Here is a 22,432-nt window from a genome sequence, read left to right as displayed (position 1 = left end):
CTTCACCTTTTTGTTAATTCTTATGTAGAATTTCAAACTTTAATACACTATATATAGAAATAATAACCCTCCTAATTTTTACCTCTTAATTAAATTATGGTATATAATCAATTTATAGAATTTACAGAAAAAGGAGCCCTTTCATGCTACAACAACTCTTCACTTCGCCTATCCTATCTGTTCAAGCACTACATCCGGGCTATGAAGACCATGCAAGCGACGTGTTTCTTGTTAAAACAGAAGCTGAAAAAGTTATTGTTCGTTCCTCAAAAATGACTGAAGAGCCAAGCAATGATTTTTGGTGGGGATGCAAAAACCTTTTTGGAATTGATCCAAGAAATGTACATCATTTAGAAACAATACATGCATTATTGAAAAAGCATACTACCTTACCCATCCCGACTATTTTGCAAAAACATGTTTTAAATGGACGAGAGTATATTATCGTCGAAAAACTAACCGGAAGTACACTGCAATCATTTATCGGTCAACCTGATTCTATTTTATTCAGCCTTGGAAAAGGACTAGCAGAGATTCATTCATTTAAAGCTAATATCATAGGAAACCCTTCTGGTGCTTTCCAAGTTCCACTAGAAGAATTTAAGTCTCATATTTTAAAAGTAAGCAAGAATCTTGTAAATATGTTTTATTCCGATAATGCGAGCATACATAACGCATTTCATACTTTTGAATCACAACTCTCTTCCTTGCCATCACCGAAGGAATCTACACTCATTTTAATTGATATGGATCCTACTCAGTTTTTATCAGATGGTCAATCTATTACTGGTTTAGTAGATACAGAAGCTTATGCAATTGCTCCACGAGAGTTCGATTTTATTGGATTAGAATATGTACTTACAGAAAAAGAGGCTCGTGCTTTTAAACAAGGTTATGAGACCATTATGCCCATTCCTTGTCTTGAAGAATGTAGACAACCCTACCGATATTTATATCGCTTATTATCTGTTCAAGGTAGTGTGGAATTAGAAAAGTGGTTATGTCACCCATCCTATTTTTAAATATGATTGAGAGGGATTATGAAATGGATATTCAGAAAAAGAACTTTTTAGTTGAAAATGAAATACAACAGATGAAAGACTTAGCTCATGTTTGCGGGCAACACGATCAAATTGATTACTCGTCAGATTTACATGTAAACTTTTTAACTGCTCGTAATAAAGAAGGGGTAAATGATTTTCTATTTTATGATGATACTCAATTAATCGGTGCATTAAGTATGTATGACTTTGAAAGACCGACTAAGCTCGAGTTAATAGGGTTTGTTCATCCGAACTACAGGAAGCAACATATAGGCACTACTCTTTTACAAACTGCCATCAAAGAAATACAAAAAAGAGAAGCAGATGAAGCCCTTCTTATAATTAATGGTGACTCTATTTCAGGGAAATCATTTGCAAAACAAATGAACTTGCCTTATTTATATAGCGAGTACGGTATGGAGTTCAAAACAAACGAAGTACAAAAAACAATGAAAAATAATATTAATCTTACCGTTGCATCTTCTGAATTACTTCCTGATCTTATAGAAATCGCTAGTGAAGCTTTTGAAGATTCGGCAGCAAATACGTCTACATGGCTACAAAAGATGATGACTTCACCTTCTCATCAAGTTTACATTGCTCTTATTAATGAAAAAGTAATTGGAACCATTACTGTTACTGAGCAAGAGCAATCTACTACACTATCAGGATTCGCAGTTCATCCTTCTTATCAAGGTAAAGGATATGGTAAAAATATTCTTAGATATATGGTACATACACTTATTACAGAAGGAGTTTCAACAATTGAACTAGACGTCGAAACGAAAAATAACAATGCTTTAAAACTATATACGCAATGTGGTTTTGAAATTATGACAAAGTATGATTATTATGGATTGTTGGAATAGGAGTGATTTTTCTATCGAGGAATCATGTTATTTTAGAGACGAAATTATTGCCTCTTTAAAATCTGTAGGATTTAACAATATACAACTACACGGTGCAAATAGAACATTTTTCATTTGCCAAAAGCAAAAAAGCTGAATCATAACGATTCAGCTTTTTTATTTTTTCTTAATATATTTACAACCGCAGTCGTTTCATCATTTTCTTTATAGACACGTGGAATTCTTCTGTCCAACATACATGTAACTTCATAGTTAATTGTACCTAACATATCTGCTATTTCTTCCACCGCAATCTCTTCTTCACCTTGTTTGCCGTAGAATACAACTTCGTCTCCTACTTGTACTGGCATTGCATTTGTAACATCTAGCATAAGCTGATCCATACAAACACGACCAATAACAGGTACTCTAACTCCATTAATTAATGCATGCCCTTTATTAGATAACTGACGATTATAACCATCAGCATAACCAATTGGTACAGTTGCAATCCATTCTTCACCCGTTGTTACATACGTATTCCCATAGCTAACACCACGATTTTTCTTCGCATGTTTAACATGTGCTACTTTTGATTTTAAAGACAACGCTGGCTGTAAGGAAGCAACTGTATGATCCACTTCTCTTGAAGGATACATACCGTAAATTCCAATACCGACACGAACCATATTTTGAAATGTGTTACTAAGTTCCATTGATCCTGCACTGTTTGAACTATGAATATATGGAAAATGAATTCCTAATTCTTCCGCTGTATTTACAGCTTTCTCAAACAAACTTGTTTGCATATTTGTATAAGTTTTATCTATTTCATCAGCGGTAGAGTAATGTGTAAACATCCCTACTACTTCTACATATCGCATACGTTTTAACTCTTCAAAAAACGGTTTAACTTCTTCTTCCTGTAAACCAATACGGCTCATTCCTGTATCAATTTTCACATGAATTCGCACTTTCTTTTGAAGATGGTTTGCAACTTCATCTATACCATGTAAATCTTCTACTCTATAAACAGTCATCATAACGTCATATTGAATTACATCTTCTACAGCTGCTACTGGTGTATATCCTAAAATTAAAATAGGTACAGTGATTCCAGCTTCTCTTAATTCAATTGCTTCGTCTACAAATGCAACTGCAAGTTGGTTTATTCCTGCTTCAATAGCCGATTTCGCAACTTCAACTGCCCCATGACCATACCCATTTGCTTTTACAGCAGCCATCATTGCAATATTTTCATCATTCACACGTTTTTTAAATTCTTTTACATTATGTTTTACAGCATTTAAGTCAACTTCAACAATTGTATCTCTTCCATATTTCAAGCTCATTGGTCTAACTCCTAACTCAATAATTACATTCCATTCTATTTCATGTTTCATATGACCTTTTACAATATAATACTTTTCACTATGCTAGTCAAACTACTAGAATTTTCGGAATTTTGAGTATGATATAATACCCTTAAGAAATTATTATATACGGAGGCGAGAATAATTACAATGTTTGTTCCATCTGCATTGAATCAAGTTAAAATTGCTATCGATACTTCCATTCAAATACTGAACCAATATACTGAAAATGATTTAAAAATAAAACCGATTGAATCAAAGCGGTCATTATTTGAAATGTGTACACATCTTTCCCTTATTTGCCATGCTGATTTACTCATATTAAATGGTATTACGGAAAAAGAATTACATACCTTTTATATAGAACAAACACCAGAAACAATTACTCAAATGCAACAAACGATGATACAAGGGTACGATTTACTTTCTAAAACTTTTTTATCCTATTCCAATGAAGAATTAGCTGAAATTATGACTACTTATTGGGGTATTTCTTACTCTCGATTCGAATGGTTGCTTGAAATCGTTGCACATTTTTATCATCATCGCGGGCAAATTCATATTTTATTAGTTGAGCATATTAAAGATCCTAAGATATCTTTATTCGAATAAAGATATCTTTTTAAATAATCCCAAACTCTTTTAAAGCAAAAGAAATACCACCTTCACTTGATTTCTTTGTAACGAAATCTGCTCTTGTTTTTAACTCTTCTCCGCCATTCCCCATCGCAATTCCCAGTCCTACATACTGTAACATCTCAACATCATTTCCACCGTCACCAAAAGCAATTGCTTCTGATTTACAAATTCCCAGATGTTCCAATACCTTTTGAATTGCAGTTAGCTTCGATACTTTATTATCTTCCAACACATTCATAACGTAACCATGAAAACGTTCAAACGTAAGTGCTGGATATCTTTCAAAGAATTTTTGAGCTTCTGTTTCATCAGCATACAGACATACACAATAAATCTCTTCTGACAAGTTTCTAACTTTGTCAGGATACCGCTCTAAATTTAACGTTTCATTTAATGCTCGTATTACACGTTCGTCTTTTGAGGCAATACCATTCATTACAAATTCTTCTGTAAAATAAGAAACACTGTGACCATGTAATTCAGCGAAATTTGAAATATCATGAACAATTTCAATTGAAAGTACCGATTTATGTATAACTTCATCAGCACATTTTATATGTGCACCATTTGCAGAAATAAACGTATTTATGCCCAGTTCTTTAAATTGTGAGCATAAACTATATGGTCTCCCAGTTGTAACAACGACGTGAATTCCTTTATCTATTAACCTTTGTATCGCTTCTTTTGTACTTTCGTGCATACTTCTATCAATCTCACTTAAAAGAGTACCGTCAACATCGAAAAATACAACTTTGTACATATCCTCTTACAATCCATCCAAATGATTTGTATCATTTATAAAATGCACAGTTTTCTGTTTATCCGTAAGTTCAATCAAACTAATACCCGTATCTCCCAGTTTAAAATAATAGTCCATACTAATTGGCATTTGGAAAAATGCTCGTAAAATACTATTTATTACACCACCGTGTGCAACAATTGCAATCCGATCATATGTATTTTCTGTCACGATTTTAGAAAAGATTCCTTCTATTCTCATTCTAAATTCAATAAATGATTCCCCGTTTTCAAACCGGTCATGAAGAAACTTTGGCTCTGGATATTTTTTTGCTTCCTCAAATGATAAACCTGCTTGCACTCCATTATTAAACTCCATTAATTCCTCTTCTAATTGAATTGGGCACTGAATCGCTTCAGCTAATGTTTCAGCCGTTTCTCGGGCACGTTTTAATGTGCTTGCCCAAATGAAATCTGGTGGAAAGTCCGCTTTCACTTTCTGTACAAGTCTTTGTACTTGCTGTCTTCCCTTTTCTGTTAATTCAAAGTCAGCTCGACCTTCATGTACATTTAAAATATCAGCTTCTGATTCACCGTGGCGTATTAGTAGTATTTGCATGTTTATCCCACTCCTCGTTTAATGTTCACAAAATTCTATTATATCATATTTTAGGATTTCAAAAATAAAAAAGGAACGGTTCCCCGTTCCTCACCCATTCACTTTCTCTGCATCATTCCAATAATACTTACTAAACGCTTCCGTTAACACATCAATTGTGTTATATAATTCATCTAACGTATTATCAACACCACCAACTTCAATTAACATTGCGTTTTTAGATAAGTCTTGATTATAAACGCCATTTCCATCTTTTTTATACTTCGGAAAAATCCCTCTACTTAATCCGTAATAGTTTTCATCTAAATAACTATTGATTGCCCTTGCAATTTTTTCATTTTCAGCACGCCCTTCATTTTCCATCCCAATTATAAAATATAATCTTGCATACGATTTCCCGTTAATTACTTTTGTTGTTACCTTCTTCCGCTGATCATCACGGTGTATATCAATCGGAAACGCAATTTTATTATTTTGTGCTAATGTTTCTTTTACATATCCATGAGACGCTTTATATGATTGCGGCCATTTCCATTTTTTACTCGCTAATAAATCCCCCATATTCGTTTTATCATGAATTACCGGAATTCCTTGTCCTTCAAGTTGTTCTTTCATACGTTTCCCTAGTAAGGACACATTTACATCCGGACTTGATGGATCGGTAGCCCCTGGTAATAACGGAAAGAAGGATTCCCAGCTATGTGTATGATAAATGTATACTGCGCTTTCTCCTTTTTTCGTTCCGTTCTTTTTCTGCACTGGATTTTTCTTTTCTGCTTCTGTAACTTTATCTTTTGCTACTTCTCGCTCTTTCGTTACTTCTTCAATCGGTACACTAGATTCATTTGGAATATTCGTAAAGTTTGTCCCTTCCCCAGCTACGATAATATTCGAGTAATACTTTGACATACCAGGTACTTCTTTCCCGACAAATGTTCTTAAATCTTTTATTTTCAAATCTGTCGCAATAGAGAACATTAAATTCCCAACTGATTCTCGTTTATTTTGCTTAAAATAATCAAATCCATAATAGCGATTCTCACTTTCTATCATTTGAATAAAACCTTGCATAGATACTTTTCCAAACCATTGATTCGCATAATTCGATTTCATTGTATGTAAAAGTGACGTCAAAATCGACGCAATAATAATTACTATTAGTGCATATAAAAAGAGTAACGAAACTAGTTTTTTCCCATGTATACGAGTTGCATACTTTTTCACTGTATCACCTTCTTTATACATGGATATGTACAAGCCTTTCGTAATATACGCACAAAAAAGAGAAATGGCATCCCATTTCTCTTCCTCACTCTTATAGTTATTTTTCTGTATCTGACGAAGGTAATTTCTTCGCTTGTTTCTCTTTAAAAATTTCCCCAATAGCACCAAGAGTACCAAGTGTTTCAATTGCATTAGACGGAATAAAGACTTTATTTGCTGGTCCTTTTGCAACCTCAATCAATGATTCAAATGATTTATAAGCAAGTACGCGCTCATCTAAATCTGCTGCGCGAAGTAATTCAATTCGATTTTGTTCTGCTTTTGCAATTTCCTCAATCGCTCTTGCTTCCCCTTGCGCTTCTAATTCTTTCGCTTCTCGTATACCTTCCGCTTCACGAATACGCGCTTCTTTATCCCCTTCAGCCATTAAAATTTTACTTTGTTTTTCTCCTTCAGCACGAAGGACTTTGTCTTGTTTTGCTGCTTCAGCTTCTAAAATGATCGCACGTTTATTACGTTCTGCTTTCATTTGTTTTTCCATTGATACTTGCACATCTTTTGGTGGGTTAATATCGACTATTTCGACACGCTCAATACGAACGCCCCATTTTTCTGTCGCTTCATCAAGTGCTAAACGAATTTCTGTTGAAATTTTTTCACGACCTGATAATGTTTCATCAAGCTCCATTTTACCAATAATTTGTCGCATTGTTGCAGATGTAATATTACGAACACCATATTCATAGTTTGAAATACCATATGTCGCAAGCTCTGGTTCAACAATTTGATAGAAAATAATTGTATCAATTTCTACTTGTACATTATCTTTCGTAATTACCTTTTGTGGTGGTACATTCGTTTGTTGAATACGCAAATCATGATATACACGAACACGATCTACAATTGGGATTAAAATATTTAATCCTGGGTGCATAATCCGTTGAAATTTACCAAACCTTTCAACAACCCCAACTTTTTGCTGCGAAATAATTTTAATCGTCAATGCAATAAATACAACGACAATCAATGCGAAAATAATCGTTAACGTTAATGCTACTGCCATATTTATTCACTCTCCTTTTTCACTTGTAAAATAGTACTATGCCTCTTTATAACAACGACTTTTTCTCCAGCATCAATAGGAGTATCCGAAATAGCTGTCCAAGTATCTCCATCCACTTTCACAATACCGTTCACTTCACTTGTAATCGCTTGCATAACAATTCCATTTTTACCAACCAGTTTATCTACTGTATCAGTAAAACCTTTTGCTTCTCGAAAGTTTTTTGAAATTCTTTTCGTAAAGAAAGTCAATGTTAAACTTACAATCGCCCCAACAACAACTTGTAAGAATAGTGCATCAGGAGCAAACAAAGCAATAAGACCTCCGACAACAGCTCCAATTCCAAGCCAAAGCATGTAAAAAGTAATCGACAACATTTCTGCAATAAATAAAATACCCGCTATTATAAACCAAATCACCCATCCAGCCATATGCAACCCTCACTTTCTTTCTCATTTTCTATATGTATATGAAGAAAAGAATGGTTTATCCGCCCTTTCTCATAGAGGGGCGTTTGCTACAAGCTATTATATATATTCGCTGTTACAACAAGCATTAATAAAATACTATATTAATATATTCTTCATTATACATGAAAATTCCTTTCAAAAAATGACAAAAAATTTAATTGTTTCAAAAATATTTTTTTCAGATTATAATTTTAAAAATATTATTGATTTGAAGGTGAAATTCTTATTGCCGAAACGTTCACTAGCTTACTATTTAGGCTCCAAAATGTGTATTACCCTCGCTGACATTGTATACATAATAATTATTACAACTCACATCTATATCACAACTAGATCAGCTACAATTACCGATATTTTCGGTGTTCGTACTATTTATATCATCGCTTCTTTTCTTATTTTATGTTCTGCTTGTTTGTCTTTTCGTTTATTAAAGCATCAGAGATTGCAAAAGAAAGAGATTGCTATTTAACATATTGTATCTAAGTGATTTATTTCTTATATAAGACTTCCAACTACATAGTCCAATGAATTTATATCAACGATTTTTCAATTATATCTATCACAACTTACAATATATCAACGATTCGATATGAGATATCGATTCATCAACAGAAATCGACAATACTTTTAGCTATTAATAAGAGAAGGCTGGCCTCCATAAATCCATTTCAGGCAACCTTCTCTCGTTTCTATTTACGATAAGTTTGGTATTTTTCTATGTTTTGTCGCTTGTTCAAAAGCGTATGCTAGTTTAATTAATGTCCCTTCACTAAAAGCAGTACTTGCAAGTGTAATCCCAAAAGGTCTTCCGTTTTTCATATATCCTGCTGGTATTGCTATAGATGGATAACCTGCTTTCGCACATATAGTAGAGCCTATATAGAAAGGGAACAGTATCGCATCAAGATTATATTTTTCCAACGCAAAATCAATACCTTGTTTTTGCGAAAAATATATATCTTCTAATCTTGCGTTTAAATATTCTGGATTTCTTAACGTATTAGGAAAATCTTTTCTTCTTTCTAACTTAGTTTGTCCATATTTCAAAGCTCTTTCTGCTATGTTTTTATTAAACTCCATTAACTCCGAAATAGAATGCACTGGAATAGTAGAAGGTAATTTAGAAAGATAGTTATCCAAGCTGTGCTTCAGCTCATAAAGTGGAACTCCCCAACTCCATTCCCTATGAAAAGACGGAATATCAATATCTTCTACTACTGTCGCTCCCTCACTACGTAATACTTGGATCGTTTCCTCAAACAATTTTTCATCGTACTCACCATTTTCGTAATAATCTTTTGAAGCATTGCTATAAACACCGATCTTCGCTCCCTTTAAACCATTAGCATCAAGATAAGATGTATAATCTTGATATGCCATGCCTTCACTTTTATAAGTAGCTACATCTTTTTCATCCACTCCAGTTAAACTCCCTAGTAAAATAGCAGCATCTGTTACCGTTCTAGCAAACGGACCGGCTGTATCTTGCGAATATGTGAACGGAATAATGCCTCTACGGCTAATTAAACCAACAGTCGGTTTAATACCTACAACAGAGTTTTGAACAGCTGGGCTTAAAATAGAAGCATCTGTTTCTGTACCAACGGATAATACTGTAAAGTTAGCAGCAACTGCAACGGCAGACCCTGTACTCGATCCACCAACAAACATATCATCCTTTCCTGTGCCGTAAGGATTTATCGTTTGACCGCCTCTAGCACTATATCCAGCCCACATTTCAAAAGACATTCCATTTGCTAACTCTGTCATATTTGCTTTTCCTATTATCACTGCTCCTGCTGCACGCAGTTTTTTAACAAGAAATGCATCTTGATTACTAACATTATGCTCAAGAGCAATTGTCCCTGCACTTGTATGCATAGAATCACTTGTTTCAATATTGTCCTTCAGTAATACAGGGATACCGTGCAATGGACCTCTTATACCTTTTGTCTTTCTTTCATGTTCTAGCGCTTCTGCAATAAAGATAGCATCTGGGTTGATTTCTAAAATAGAATTGAGTTTCGGACCATCTTGGTCATATTTTGCGATTCTATGAAGATAATACATGACTAATTCTTTCGACGTTAATTTTCCTTCTTCCATTGCAGTTTGTATATCATGAATTGTTAATTCTTTTTGCAATAATGTATTGAACTGAATTTCCATTTTCATTCTCCTTTTATAAGCCCTTATATATATGACGTATATCTATTACTTTTTCATTTTTTCCGCTCCTCGCATTAACAACTACTATCCCTATACAGGAATTCAACTCACCTATTTACAAACCTTTAATTTCCAGAGAAATAAAAAGAGTCTGACACGAATTCAATATCGCCTCAAACCCTTTTTATTATTTTACATATACCTCTTCTAGCAAATATAAAAACTCTCCTTGTTTACCTGCTAATTCAGGGCATTTGTTAATATCAATCCACTCATAACAAAATACCAAACCTTTGTCTTCCTCACCAGCACTTACTATATGTTCCCACGTATCTTTCACATCTGTTAATAATGAAATGTGGAAAAAATGACGTTTTTGATATTCTTTTTTTTCTTTCATATAAATAATGTAATCAGATAGGAAGCGCTCGATACAAAAATGGCGTAGTCCTGACTCTTCTTGCACTTCACGTAAAATTGCTGCCTCTAACGTTTCCCCTTCATCTACTGTCCCACCTGGCACTTGGATACCAGCCTCTCGTATATCACGATGTTTAAAAACGAGTAGTTGCATAACCCCTTCTTTTTCTCTCGTAATATATGCATGTACCTTTTTCTTATATAACATTGTCATCTTAGCCCTCTCCCCTCAATTCATTACTGCGTTACTTCTTCAAGCGTCAGTTGGTTTTCATATAAATATGTAGCTTGCGGATTCCCAACATACCGTACATGCCACGGTTCATAACGATAGCCGGTAATCCCTTCTTTCTCTTTCGTATATCGAATAACAAAACCAAACTTATGGGCATTTTCAGAAAGCCACTTTCCTTCTTTCGTCTCCCCAAAAACAGTTTCTAACTGAAATTTAGCAGATTGAGATGTAATATCCATAGCTAGTCCTGTTTGATGTTCACTCGTACCAGGGACTGCACTAGACATCGCTGTCTTTGCTTCTCCATCTTGTTTTTTATACATTGTATTTAATGCTTTTTGTCGATCAAAAGATCTAAATCCAGAGACTGCAAAAAGGAAAATCCGCTCATTATCGGCTTGCTGAATCATTTCCTCAAGTGCCACCGCTGCCTCTTTCCTCATCTTTTTCTTCTCCTGATCACCTTCACTAGAATAACGTACTTTCGGAACAACTAAATCTGGCGGTCTATATCCATCTGGTAAACGCCTATTTTTATTCACAAGTACAAGCATCGAATTTGGATTACTAATGACTGCGATATCCCCATCCATATTAGCAATCGTTTCTTTAGCTTTCGGAAATATATTGTTTACATTTACTTCCCGCGCCTCTTGCTCCTTGTACATCTTATAATTTATTCCTGCTACTCCAATGATCAGTATCATTGCTACGGTACCAAGTAGTGCCCATCTTTTTTTCATATAACGACCTCTTATTTTAATAATTTGGCCATTTCATACTCATCGATACCTTTTCCATCGATGATAAGAGCAGATTTTTTGACACCTTCTTGTGCAAATCCGATTTTGCTATATAGTGCCTGAGCTCTTGTATTGTGGGCCATTACCGTTAATTCTAAACGCCATACATCATGTAATCTTGCCCACTTCTCTACTTCTTTAAACAAACTCGTTCCAATACCTCGGCCACTATACTCTTGCAAAATACCAATTACAATGCCTGCCACATGTCTCTTTCTTTGAACATCATTACCATTAGCTAAAATAAATCCAATTACTCTATCATCTTCAACTGCTACAAATATTGTCGCATATTCATTTTCTATAAAACGGTGGACCATCTTTTCTTGTTGCTCTACTGTAGTTTTTCGTTCTCCTGGTTCGTATAACATAAATTTCGTTTCTTCGTCTAATTGCTTACTTAATTGTAAAAATGATGCTGCATCTTCTACTCTAATCTCTCGTATCATCTTGATCCCCTATCCATTCTGTTAGTTTAAAATTTTCCTTGTAAAAACATTTTCTCCACTATTCTGAAAATTCCTTTCTAAATTTCTTACTATAAATAGACAAATTTCGATATTACTATAATAATAGGTAATTATGTCTATACTGTGACATGTCTTTCTACCTATAGATTATGAATAAAAAACACGTAAGCTTCTCGCTTACGTGTTTCCCGTATTAACAGGTATCCCGATTGATGAGAGCTAATTAAATTCCCACTTTATCCATTCACTTTTTCCGCTTGCCAAAAATACCCTCCAAATGCTTTAGCAAGAACATCAATCGATCTATTTAATTCTTCATCTGTATTATCTACACCACCAACTTCAATTAAAATCGCTTGTCCCGATAAGTCTTGATTATAGACTCCATTTCCTGTTTGAAACCCTTTTTGAATTACACCACGGCTCACTCCTGGATATTTCTTATTAATTTCCTCATGAAGAGCTGTTGCTAATTGTAAGTTCTTTTCATAATTTTTATTTCCTTTCCCAATTACAAAAGCAAGCTTTGCATATGATTTATCTCCAATTGTTTTTGTCGTGACATTTTTCCGTGCACTATCACGGTGCAAATCGAAAAAATATTGGAGTTCTTTATTACCAGCCATCGCTTCTTGTACAATTTCTCGTGATAGTTTATAAGAACTATTACTGTTTAATCCTTTACTTATTAATTTTTGACCAACATCCGTTTTATCGTTAGTAGCACCGATCCCTTCACTTTCTAACTGTTCACGCAATCGATCGCCAACTATTGAAATATTCGTGACAGAACTCGTTGCTTTATTTGGATTTGGATCATTCGTTAAGTTGAGTAGCGGCAAATAAGATTCCCAGCTATGTGAATGATAAATAAATGCAACTTGCCTTTTTCCCGTCGTTTGAGATGGTTGTTTCTTCTCTTTATTCGGATCAGGCTTAGGAACTTGTCCAGCTTCTCCAGTCCGTTCCTTCACTACTTCTTCAAGAGGGACACTCGACTCTATCGGTAAGTTGGAGTAATTTGTTCCTTCACCTGCTATAACGATTTCTGTATCATACTTTCCAAATCCCGGAAGCTCCTTTCCGACAAAACTACGTACATCATCAAAACGAATATTCGTAGCCATCGAAAAGAGGAATGAAGAAATAGAAAAGTCTTGATTCAAATTCCGGTACTCCTGTGTAAAATAATGATTCTCTTTCCCAATAACGTACATGTAACCATTCATTGATAACTCATTTAACCAATTATATAAATACGTTGACTTTGTCTCTTTCATGGAAGTTACCATTATACTAATAAGAAAGAAAGTCGCTAATACCGTAGTAATAACAAATATAATTAACTTGCGTACACTTGTTAATTTCACGTAAAAAAAGCCTCGATTCATACTATCACCCTCTCTATTTCAAGTTATGTACAAGCTCTAGAGAATAGACCGCTTAAATTCCGGCTATATTGTTAATGAGGTGAAATGAATTGAAGCTACTAATAGGAACATTACCAATCGTCTTATCATTTATTTTTTATTTGTTTGCTTTACATCCTAAAATTCGTATTACGCTACATATTTTCGCATACTTAGCACTGTATGTACTCGGGACAATTATTTCTATTAATATATATGATGTTTTAATACAAAATTTAGTTTTCATGACAAGCATTCATGGAATTTTACTAAATCCATTTTTTCTACTTGCAGGAGCGTATATAGGGGTATACACTTTGTACTTAATTTTGTCTCAAATTGTTATGAAACTAATGAATTCCAAAAATGGAGTGTAACGAAATGCAGCCACCATTTATCTGTCATAAATGTAAAAAAAGAATAGCGAGAAAGAAAGATCTTATTACCTCTACATGGCATTTCCGCTTTTATTTATTTCACAACACTTGTTTCAAAAATCAGCAATTATTTGTCTCACGTTTTATTCCTATAAATACACTCTTTGGTTTCTTTCTTATTATATATGGGCTTATTGCGGGTAGCATTCTAATGTTCACCGAGCCATCTATCGTTTGGCTTATTTTTTTGCTTCCTATTTTATATCGGTTTCTTTCATATTATTACGTTGAACGTTTTTTCTGTAAATAACTAGTAGACTGACTTCTAGGAATACTTAAACATTCCCAATCATTTTCTTTTAACATTTTACCAATGTAAATGATCTGTCCAATATGTAAAGCATAATGAGAAATTTGCCTTTCGATCGCTTGCATTACAGTGTGCTCTTCTCCGCGAATGTATACTTTCTGCAAAACCTTCTCTGGCGTTACATTATCCAAAGCTCGAAAAACATAATCCCACCCTTCTTGCCACGCAGCAAGAGCTTCTTGTTTTGAATTGTAGCCGCCTTCAAATTCACCATCTCGGTTACGATTTATTTTTTCACCATCAGACGTTAAAAAATCTGTCCATCTTGAACGCATATTACCATGTAAATGCTTAATAATAATCGCAATACTATTTGCCTCCTCATGAGAAGACCACATTATCTGTTCATAAGATAATTGAGAAAGTACTCGTTCTCCTTGGTTTTGTGTTGCTTTAAAATTCGAAATTGCACATTTTAAATATTCTCGTCCGATATCCAAATTAACACCTACCTTCACACTAACTAATTTTCGTTCCATTCGGTAGTTCCATATTAGGCTGAAGTAAAACAACATCGTCAGCTTCAGGAACTCCGCCAAGTACAAGTACTTCCGATTTAAATCCTGCCACACGCTTTGGCGGGAAATTCACTATAGCAACGACTTGTTGACCGATTAAATCTTCTGGATTGTATCTTTTCGTAATTTGAGCACTTGATTGCTTAACCCCTAACTCTCCAAAATCAATCTCTAACTTAATTGCAGGAATCCTTGCTTCTTTAAATTCCTCCGCCTTTCTTACCGTCCCAATACGCAAATCCAAAGTTAAAAAATCTTCAAAACTAGCCATTTTATCAATCCTCCCAATTATTACTTAGACAAAACATAAAAATCCCCTTCAAAAAAAGAAAGGCGCCTAGGCACCTTTCTTTTGTAACTCACTTGATTCATTTGATTTATAGAAGAAGAAACCGAGAACCCCGCCAATACATGCTGGGATTAACCATCCTATTCCTTCTTTATATAATGGTAACATTTGTAGTACATTTGAAATTGCGTCAATTTTTATGTTCGCACTTTCTAAGCCATTAAATAAACTAATCGACAATGCACCTAATATTGCACCAATATAAATTGTATTACGCTTTCCAATCCATTTATGGAAATACGAAAGTACAATTAATACAATTGCAACTGGATAAATGATCATTAACACTGGTAAAGTTACTGCGATTAATTGTGTCAATCCTAAGTTAGATACAATTAAACTAAATACACATACTATTGTTACAATCGTTTTATGTGAAAATTTCGGGAATAAGTTTGAAAAGAACCCTGCACAGGCAGATGCTAATCCAACCGAAGTCGTTAAACAAGCAAGTGTAATAACAAGTCCTAATAAAATTTTCCCACTCGTTCCATACAACTCATTTACAACATTCGTTAAAATAAGACCACCGTTCTCTGAAACACCAAGTGATGTACTCGTTGAACCTAGATAAGCAAGTGATAAATATATTAACGTTAAACCTATTACAGCAATTACTCCTGATACGACTGTTATTTTTGCGATTTGTCCGCTCTCTTTTATTCCTTTTGAGCGAATAACTTGTACAACAACAATTCCAAATACAAGAGCACTAATTGCATCCATCGTTAAATACCCTTGAATAAACCCACCAAAGAAAGCATTTTCTTTATAAGCAGCGAGTGGTGCAGCAGGTGTTCCAATCGGATCAATAATTGCCTTTCCGACAATAACAGCAACAATTAATACTAACAACGGTGTGAGAAACTTTCCAAACCAATCAACTAATTTAGATGGATTTAATGATAAATACCACGTTATTCCGAAGAAAACTATAGTGTAAAGGAATAGCATGTACCATTCTGAAACCATTGCTTCTGATAAAAACGGCTTCATTCCCATTTCAAATGAAACAGCTCCAGTACGCGGGATCGCAAAGAATGGTCCAATTGCTAAATAACTAACCAGTGGAAAAACAAACGCAAATATAGGGTGAACTCTAGAAGATAGCGCTTTCAAGTCCCCCTCTACAAACGCGACAGCTGTGACAGCTAATAGGGGAAGTCCGACTCCCGTTACAAGGAATCCAATTGTAGCAATCCAAACATTTTCTCCTGCTTGTTGACCTAAAACTGGTGGAAAAATTAAATTTCCTGCTCCTAAAAATAATGCAAATAACATTAAACCGATTGCTAGCGTATCACCTGGCCTTAATCGTCCCTTCATTCTTTCATTTGCATAGCACTTTTTCATTGTTTTTCTCTATTCTCACAATATGCTATGCATCCTCCTCTCTGTTCATAATCATAAAATATGCCCCTTACAAAGCAATGTCTTTCTCCATAATTTCTCCATTCCCCTTTTAATTACTCCAAATTATAGATTTTGATTTTTTTGAATATTTAAGTCATTAGAGTGTTATAACGTGGAGTTCAGTTGTCAGACCTCTTTGTTTTTATCACACATATAGTAACATATTTGGCTGAAAAATAAAAACATATTTTTAAATAGAATTTTTCGAAAATCAAAATTATCCACACATACCTCCTTTATTTATTCTATTACACAAATTTTTTTAGAGATTTACGATTTTTATATTTTATTATATTTGAATATTTTTATGTGAAAGAAAGTGAAAGCCATCAAAAAATAAGATGGCTTTTACTTGTTACTCTATCGTTTCAACTTCACGTGGATTCTTCATCTCTTCAACATACACAACTCTAAATCCATGATCTTCTAAATCCTTCAGCAATGTTTCTAATTCACTATCTTCAAACTCTTCTCCCAATGTAAACATAATTCTACGTACTAATAAAGCATCATTATCAAAAGTCATTAAGCTTTGAATACCAGTGTATTTCTTTAGCACTGTCGATAATTTTTGAATGGCCCCATTATAATCTTGTGTTCCAATCATGACAGAATATTTACTAGAATGGACTCCCCATGCATCTTCTAATAGTTCAAAAACTTTTTTATGAGTTAAAATACCAAGGAAGACCCCTTTTTCATCAACTACTGATAAATACGGTAGTTTTTTAATTGTAAAAAATACTTTAAAGAAGGAAGAGTCTTCTCTCACGTACCCATTTTTATCGTTCAATAATTGTAATACATTATCTTCAAGTGAACCTTTATATTCTAAAATATCTACTTTGTATACATTCCCTAAAAACTTCTCTTTTTTTTCATCTAAAACTGGTACACAACGATACCCCGTTTTATTTAAATGCTCCAGCGTTTCCCCTATCGTAATTGAACTTGAGCAAAACAAAACTTCCCTCTTTGGCACATAATTCCCTTTAATCCTCATAAAAAAGCCTCCTTATGCTAAAATACTTTCTGTGCCATAACTATATTATATTTTCAGAAAAAAATAAATATATTATTTTATTTTTCTGAAAATTATTCATTTTTCCGTCATAATTTATTCATTAATCCTACACTTGTTTAAAGTGAAACTTTAATAAGTGGGGATTTTTCCACCCCATTTATTATTAGCCTTCACCAATCGGGCTTTTATAGGCAGTTGATCTCCCCACCTAACTTCTACGCATTCGCCGAATTTTGAGGTGGAGTCTACTGCTCGTTAAAGTGGGATAATCTCAGTATAGTATATTCTCTCTAACTTACTTCGAGAAAAATGTGTTGTAACTTTATCCGAAAAAAGCTAAAATAAGAACAAGAATTTTCTGAATATTCAAAGAGTAGGTGATTGAATGTCCTTATTGCGCTCACATATATGTAAATTTATAGCCGGTGTTTTGATTATTTTTGTCATAAGTCCTCTTCCAGCATTATTCATTACACATAATTATTCCTACTTAACTGGATTTGTAAGTATTTTCCATAATCTAATGCAGTCTTCTTCCATTTCAATTCCAACAATTGATTGGATGCATGAACCTATCCTTTTCTCAGCAAATCAGCTTATACATACACAAAATATACTACATACCTCTAACCATTCGTCACCACTGTTCCCCTACATATGGGAAATATATTTTTTATCAATCGTTCGTTTCACATTCACTCTTGTAATCGGTTTCTTTATAAGTCTAGGGATTGGCCATCTATTTTTAAAAGCACCAAACTCATTAAAAAAGTGTAGTTCTTTATTTCGCTGGATACCGTATTCTTTTGGCACTGTGATATTACAATGTTTAGTCCTATTATCACTTCTCTACATCGCGAAATTCATAAAGTTTCCTTTCTTCTCCTCTTTTATCATCATATGTAGCACTTCTATGATAATCGTTATGCAAGCAATTAAAAAATGGCTACCGTTCTTAAATACTACTAATGAATACGAAATAAAAAATTCATCTTTCCTTGTTGATACGTTATTTATTGCGCTTACTTCCAATCATAAATCTATTTTGAGTTCCATTATTCTTTCATTCGTTTTTATGGAATGTATTTTTCATACAAATGGACTATTACAATTTATCGTCCAATTTGGCAAAAATGCACCTATAGTTGTCACAATTGGTTTATTACTACTTTATATTCCATATAGCATCTTATCGTTTCTCCAAGCTTTATGGACAACAAACTACGCTAAACAGAACACGTATACTTTAACTAGAAGTATTTCGAAACCATAACATAGAATAACCGTCTACCTAAATTAAAAGTAGACGGTTATTCCTATTATATAGAGGACAAAATAACAGCAAATTAAAAAACTACTATTAAAACCTACCATTATTTACCCATTTTCTTTGACTAATCTTTTCATTTGGATTTATTATAAAAGTATAACATAATTGCAGGAGGTGACATCTTTATTCCAAAGTAGGAATAAAGAACACACTTGGACATATTAAATATTTTTCTCATCTTTATACTTATCCTTATTTCTGGTTTTTTCGTTGCTTCAGAATTCGCTGTCGTAAAAGTACGAAAAAGTCGAATTGACCAGCTTGCTAATGAAGGTAATAAACAAGCATTAGCTGCAAGAAGCGTCTTATCTAATTTAGATGTTTATTTATCTGCTTGTCAGCTCGGTATTACTATCACTTCTTTAGGACTTGGTTGGCTTGGTGAACCAACTGTAGAGCATTTATTACGACCACTATTTGAAAGAATCAATATTACTGGAACAATGGCTAACACGCTATCCTTTATTATTGCTTTTAGTGTGATTACTTTTTTCCATGTTGTATTAGGCGAGTTAGTTCCTAAGTCTTTCGCAATCCAAAAAGCTGAAGCAATCACATTAAAATTTGCAAAACCGCTTATTTTGTTTGATAAAATTATGTATCCATTCATTTGGTTACTGAATAGTTCAGCTGTATTTTTCACTAAATTATTAGGTTTAGAACCTGCAAAAGAAAATGAACTTGCTCATTCCGAAGAAGAACTACGACTCATTTTAGGTGAAAGCTATAAAAGCGGCGAAATTAATCAAACCGAATATAAATATGTAAATAATATTTTTGAATTTGATGATCGTGTTGCTAAAGAAATTATGGTACCTAGAACTGAAATGGTTTGTTTATCTACTGAAAATACGTTAGAAGAAAATATGAAAATCGTTGCAACTGAAAAGTATACACGTTATCCTATTATTGAAAAGGATAAAGATGATATTATCGGAATGATAAATACGAAAGAGATTTTTCATAATCAAACAAAAGGCATTTACAAACCACTTGATGCTTACATACATCCTGTTTTAACTGTATTTGAAACAGTTCCCATTCGTAAAACGTTAATACACCTCCAAAAGAACCGCGTACAAATGGCGATTGTTATGGATGAATACGGTGGAACTGCTGGCCTTTTAACGATGGAGGATATTCTTGAAGAAATTATCGGAGAAATTCAAGATGAATTTGACGCAGACGAATCACCAATGATTGAAAAGCGTACTCCTAAGCTTACTGTTTTAGATGGGAAAGTACTCATTTCTGAAGTAAATGATATGTTTGGCCTACATATCGATGAAAGTGATTTAGATACAATTGGTGGTTGGCTTCTCTCTCAATCAATTGATTTAAATATTGAGGCTGGCTATTCAGTTGAATATGATGGTTTTCAATTTAAAGCATTAGAACTTGATGGGCATCAAATTAAAAAGATCGCTGTACATAAATTAGATACTACAAAGGAGTTATAAAGTGACTGTTTTACTAACAATTTGTATCATTGCTTGTTTCATTGTTTCATTTCTTGCCTTTATTTACCCCATTATTCCTGGCATCCTTGCCGTATGGGCTGGCTATTTCATTTATCATTTTGGAATAAATGGCGGAGAGTTAACGACATCTTTTTGGATTATTCAAGTCATTTTTACACTCTTCATTTTCGTTGCTGACTTTATTGCAAATGGATACTTCCTAAAAAAATACGGAAGTACAAAATCGGGCGAACGTGTTGGTATGGTTTCTATCATTGTCGGATCGTTCTTCTTCCCACCATTCGGGCTTATTATCATACCGTTCTTATCTGTATTTATTACGGAACTAATGCATAAAAAGGCGCCAAAAGACGCCCTTTTAGTCGGAATTGCAACTGTAGTCGGTTTTTTAAGTAGTACAGTAGCCAAAGCCATTCTCCAAATCATTATGATTATCATCTTTGTATGCTATATCATTTTTTAGCCATCCCTATTTTGGGATGGTTTTTTAATATGAAATACCTACTCGGCTTTTCTCGTATAAGCTTTTATTACGTAAACTCCATGCAAAATGAGCTGTATCACCAACTGTGATTTTCGATCCATCTGTTGGCAACATATCTTTTTCAGTTCGATATACACCTGTTACATCACCATCTATTAAATGCGTCGGACAAACAACAGTCCAACATAAATTACTGTTATGTAGTGCTTTATAAGCAGCTAAGTGATCTTCCGCAGCTGTTGTTGTTTTTCTTTTCGATTCCTTTGATTGGAAACGATATATATTTGGATTTGTTCGCGCTTGTAAAATACCAGCAGTTCCTATTGTAACAATTTTCTTTATGCCCTCTTCTTCCATTTGCTTTATAATAATCGGTAAACTCTTCTCTAACGTCCCATTCCGATCAGTTCCAAGAGCACTAATTACAATATCACATCCTTTAATCACTTCCTTTATATCATTTCCGTTTAACACATTTCCCTCTATAATATGTAACCTTTCATGCTCTATTTCTACTTTACTCAAATCACGAACTAATACCGTCACTTCATATGAATCATGTAATGTCAATTTCATAATGTGTGACCCTACTCTACCTGTCGCTCCTAATATACATACTTTCATTTACTTTCTCCTTTTCAATTCTTTCTCTCTATTTTTCCGCAAAACTTACAAATACGCAACAAAAAAGCTCCCTCATATATGTGAGGAAGCTCTATTATCCATTTATTTCTTTTCTTTCGAATCTGAAGACTTATCTGTTCCGCTTGTTTCTTTATCTTTCTTTTCATCTTGCTTTGTTGTTGTGTCATCCTCTTTCTTTTTATCCTCATCTTTACTACAACCTACCATTAATAAAGAACTTGCAAGTGCCATAGCAGTTAATGACTTAACCCATTTGTTCATTTGCGTTTCCTCCCTTTGATAGAATATGTACAATCCCATATTACTCTTTATTTTTAAAGGAAAGATTTAAAAACAGTAAAGATACAGTAAACTTTTGTAAATTTTCGGATAACATAACCAATCTTTAATCCCCCCTCTAATTAGACATAAAAAAACTAAGGCGCCTTTCATTCCACCTTAGCTTTTCACGCGAATTTTTCATTTTCATATACATGTTTAATCTTATATTCCTTCTTCACAACATATTGCCAAACATTATATGCGTAACGATTCATTTTCACAAAACAATTTTCCAGAAAAGAACGAAACTCCGGGTTCGCAACTTCTACTGCCACTTGAGCAAACTTTAATGCCAATCGTTTCAAATGTGTAATATAACAAATAGCAATCCCCATATCCCCTGTATATTCATTATCTGTTTCCCTATCCATTTCTGTAAATTCCGGCCACATTTGTTTACAAGTTATATGCTGTACATTTTCTCCTTCTTGAAAATTCACTTGTTCATTATATGCTTGTAACATATACGGCAAATGATGCTGTAAAATATCCTTTAATTCTTCATCTCTAACCTTGCCCGTGTACTCTCCAACTTTATATATAAGTGTGTAACTATATGTCATCAATTCTTTCATACAATCCATTAAAGCTCCTCCC

General features: G+C 33.9%; 26 protein-coding genes and 2 pseudogenes. 10 read left to right on the top strand and 18 right to left on the bottom strand.

The annotated features are described in order from the left end of the window. The first annotated feature begins 143 nt into the window (after positions 1-143). The 3 genes and pseudogenes from EXW56_RS10165 to EXW56_RS28085 form a co-directional block, all read left to right on the top strand. Entirely contained in the window at positions 144-1,022 is an 879-nt protein-coding gene (locus EXW56_RS10165) for an aminoglycoside phosphotransferase family protein (protein WP_215597411.1), read from the top strand. A gap of 23 nt (positions 1,023-1,045) precedes the next feature. Next, positions 1,046-1,912: a GNAT family N-acetyltransferase gene (locus EXW56_RS10160; protein WP_215597410.1), complete on the top strand. Its 867-nt coding sequence runs from the start codon at positions 1,046-1,048 to the stop codon at positions 1,910-1,912. After that, positions 1,905-2,048, top strand: a pseudogene (locus EXW56_RS28085) (class I SAM-dependent methyltransferase); the annotation flags it as partial. The gene EXW56_RS10160 and the pseudogene EXW56_RS28085, both read left to right, overlap by 8 nt. A gap of 1 nt (position 2,049) precedes the next feature. Here the strand turns inward: EXW56_RS28085 and alr are convergent. Beyond that, positions 2,050-3,243, bottom strand: a complete 1,194-nt coding sequence (gene alr / locus EXW56_RS10155) for an alanine racemase (RefSeq protein ID WP_088078402.1) — start codon at positions 3,241-3,243, stop codon at positions 2,050-2,052. A gap of 171 nt (positions 3,244-3,414) precedes the next feature. Here alr and EXW56_RS10150 point away from each other — a divergent pair, with 171 nt between their 5' ends. Next, positions 3,415-3,876 carry a DinB family protein gene (locus EXW56_RS10150; RefSeq protein ID WP_215597409.1) on the top strand — a complete coding sequence of 154 codons (462 nt, stop codon included), beginning with the start codon at positions 3,415-3,417 and terminating at the stop codon, positions 3,874-3,876. A gap of 10 nt (positions 3,877-3,886) precedes the next feature. Here the strand turns inward: EXW56_RS10150 and EXW56_RS10145 are convergent, their stop codons facing one another. From EXW56_RS10145 to EXW56_RS10125, 5 genes are all read right to left on the bottom strand, one after another. Continuing rightward, positions 3,887-4,663, bottom strand: a complete 777-nt coding sequence (locus EXW56_RS10145) for a Cof-type HAD-IIB family hydrolase (protein ID WP_215558357.1) — start codon at positions 4,661-4,663, stop codon at positions 3,887-3,889. 6 nt (positions 4,664-4,669) lie between these two features. Then, positions 4,670-5,260 (bottom strand): histidine phosphatase family protein, encoded by a 591-nt coding sequence (locus EXW56_RS10140; RefSeq protein WP_215558356.1) that lies wholly within the window; start codon positions 5,258-5,260, stop codon positions 4,670-4,672. Between the two features lie 90 nt (positions 5,261-5,350). Next, the gene (spoIIP, locus tag EXW56_RS10135) at positions 5,351-6,484 is read right to left on the bottom strand and encodes a stage II sporulation protein P (RefSeq protein WP_335695758.1); all 1,134 of its coding nucleotides are present in this window, start codon (positions 6,482-6,484) and stop codon (positions 5,351-5,353) included. A gap of 97 nt (positions 6,485-6,581) precedes the next feature. Next, positions 6,582-7,547, bottom strand: a complete 966-nt coding sequence (locus EXW56_RS10130) for an SPFH domain-containing protein (protein WP_002200749.1) — start codon at positions 7,545-7,547, stop codon at positions 6,582-6,584. Positions 7,548-7,549: 2 nt separating this feature from the next. Then, positions 7,550-7,978, bottom strand: coding sequence for an NfeD family protein (locus EXW56_RS10125; RefSeq protein ID WP_002158137.1), 429 nt, complete (start codon positions 7,976-7,978; stop codon positions 7,550-7,552). 265 nt (positions 7,979-8,243) lie between these two features. Between EXW56_RS10125 and EXW56_RS10120 the strand changes: the two are divergent. Continuing rightward, a pseudogene (locus tag EXW56_RS10120) lies at positions 8,244-8,432 on the top strand (MFS transporter); the annotation flags it as partial. Positions 8,433-8,710: 278 nt separating this feature from the next. Here the strand turns inward: EXW56_RS10120 and EXW56_RS10115 are convergent. From EXW56_RS10115 to spoIIP (EXW56_RS10095), 5 genes are all read right to left on the bottom strand, one after another. Continuing rightward, positions 8,711-10,186 (bottom strand): amidase family protein, encoded by a 1,476-nt coding sequence (locus EXW56_RS10115; RefSeq protein WP_215597408.1) that lies wholly within the window; start codon positions 10,184-10,186, stop codon positions 8,711-8,713. A 187-nt stretch (positions 10,187-10,373) separates the two neighbouring features. After that, a complete protein-coding gene (locus EXW56_RS10110; RefSeq protein ID WP_215558353.1) occupies positions 10,374-10,820 on the bottom strand; it encodes an NUDIX hydrolase in 447 nt (148 codons plus the stop codon). A gap of 23 nt (positions 10,821-10,843) precedes the next feature. After that, entirely contained in the window at positions 10,844-11,584 is a 741-nt protein-coding gene (locus tag EXW56_RS10105; RefSeq protein ID WP_002200752.1) for a M15 family metallopeptidase, read from the bottom strand. Between the two features lie 11 nt (positions 11,585-11,595). After that, a complete protein-coding gene (locus EXW56_RS10100; protein WP_002202264.1) occupies positions 11,596-12,093 on the bottom strand; it encodes a GNAT family N-acetyltransferase in 498 nt (165 codons plus the stop codon). 257 nt (positions 12,094-12,350) lie between these two features. Beyond that, positions 12,351-13,505: a stage II sporulation protein SpoIIP gene (spoIIP, locus tag EXW56_RS10095; protein WP_002200754.1), complete on the bottom strand. Its 1,155-nt coding sequence runs from the start codon at positions 13,503-13,505 to the stop codon at positions 12,351-12,353. 89 nt (positions 13,506-13,594) lie between these two features. On the opposite strand from spoIIP (EXW56_RS10095), the gene EXW56_RS10090 reads away from it, so the two are divergent. Continuing rightward, positions 13,595-13,900 carry a hypothetical protein gene (locus EXW56_RS10090; RefSeq protein ID WP_002200755.1) on the top strand — a complete coding sequence of 102 codons (306 nt, stop codon included), beginning with the start codon at positions 13,595-13,597 and terminating at the stop codon, positions 13,898-13,900. 4 nt (positions 13,901-13,904) lie between these two features. Further along, complete coding sequence (locus EXW56_RS27560) at positions 13,905-14,210, top strand: hypothetical protein (protein ID WP_002200756.1); 306 nt, start codon at positions 13,905-13,907, stop codon at positions 14,208-14,210. Here EXW56_RS27560 and EXW56_RS10085 read toward each other — a convergent pair. The 4 genes from EXW56_RS10085 to cbpA all read right to left on the bottom strand — a co-directional run bounded on the left by EXW56_RS10085 (position 14,183) and on the right by cbpA (position 17,553). Continuing rightward, a complete protein-coding gene (locus EXW56_RS10085; protein WP_002200757.1) occupies positions 14,183-14,749 on the bottom strand; it encodes a DUF1572 domain-containing protein in 567 nt (188 codons plus the stop codon). The genes EXW56_RS27560 and EXW56_RS10085 overlap by 28 nt on opposite strands. Then, positions 14,730-15,059, bottom strand: coding sequence for a chaperone CsaA (gene csaA, locus EXW56_RS10080; RefSeq protein ID WP_002200758.1), 330 nt, complete (start codon positions 15,057-15,059; stop codon positions 14,730-14,732). Before csaA ends, EXW56_RS10085 begins: the two co-directional genes overlap by 20 nt. 66 nt (positions 15,060-15,125) lie before the next feature. Further along, a complete protein-coding gene (brnQ4, locus tag EXW56_RS10075; protein ID WP_087952844.1) occupies positions 15,126-16,463 on the bottom strand; it encodes a branched-chain amino acid transport system II carrier protein BrnQ4 in 1,338 nt (445 codons plus the stop codon). A gap of 442 nt (positions 16,464-16,905) precedes the next feature. Then, the gene (gene cbpA / locus EXW56_RS10070) at positions 16,906-17,553 is read right to left on the bottom strand and encodes a cyclic di-AMP binding protein CbpA (RefSeq protein WP_002200760.1); all 648 of its coding nucleotides are present in this window, start codon (positions 17,551-17,553) and stop codon (positions 16,906-16,908) included. Between the two features lie 406 nt (positions 17,554-17,959). Between cbpA and EXW56_RS10065 the strand changes: the two genes are divergently transcribed. From EXW56_RS10065 to EXW56_RS10055, 3 genes are all read left to right on the top strand, one after another. Then, positions 17,960-18,847: a hypothetical protein gene (locus EXW56_RS10065; protein ID WP_215558351.1), complete on the top strand. Its 888-nt coding sequence runs from the start codon at positions 17,960-17,962 to the stop codon at positions 18,845-18,847. Between the two features lie 209 nt (positions 18,848-19,056). Continuing rightward, positions 19,057-20,364, top strand: a complete 1,308-nt coding sequence (locus EXW56_RS10060) for a hemolysin family protein (protein WP_002200762.1) — start codon at positions 19,057-19,059, stop codon at positions 20,362-20,364. A 1-nt stretch (position 20,365) separates the two neighbouring features. Continuing rightward, the gene (locus EXW56_RS10055; protein WP_000217328.1) at positions 20,366-20,848 is read left to right on the top strand and encodes a DUF456 domain-containing protein; all 483 of its coding nucleotides are present in this window, start codon (positions 20,366-20,368) and stop codon (positions 20,846-20,848) included. Between the two features lie 24 nt (positions 20,849-20,872). On the opposite strand, the gene EXW56_RS10050 is transcribed toward EXW56_RS10055, so the two are convergent. The 3 genes from EXW56_RS10050 to EXW56_RS10040 all read right to left on the bottom strand — a co-directional run bounded on the left by EXW56_RS10050 (position 20,873) and on the right by EXW56_RS10040 (position 22,419). Further along, on the bottom strand, positions 20,873-21,493 hold the full coding sequence (locus EXW56_RS10050; RefSeq protein WP_215597407.1) for an NAD(P)-dependent oxidoreductase: 621 nt from the start codon (positions 21,491-21,493) through the stop codon (positions 20,873-20,875). A gap of 102 nt (positions 21,494-21,595) precedes the next feature. Continuing rightward, positions 21,596-21,775 (bottom strand): hypothetical protein, encoded by a 180-nt coding sequence (locus EXW56_RS10045; RefSeq protein ID WP_002148549.1) that lies wholly within the window; start codon positions 21,773-21,775, stop codon positions 21,596-21,598. Between the two features lie 185 nt (positions 21,776-21,960). Beyond that, the gene (locus tag EXW56_RS10040) at positions 21,961-22,419 is read right to left on the bottom strand and encodes a spore coat protein (RefSeq protein ID WP_002158153.1); all 459 of its coding nucleotides are present in this window, start codon (positions 22,417-22,419) and stop codon (positions 21,961-21,963) included. Positions 22,420-22,432: the final 13 nt, after the last annotated feature.

This window comes from Bacillus mycoides, from assembly GCF_018742245.1.
GTDB lineage: Bacteria > Bacillota > Bacilli > Bacillales > Bacillaceae_G > Bacillus_A > Bacillus_A cereus_U.
This window is presented reverse-complemented; position numbering and strand designations above follow the sequence as displayed.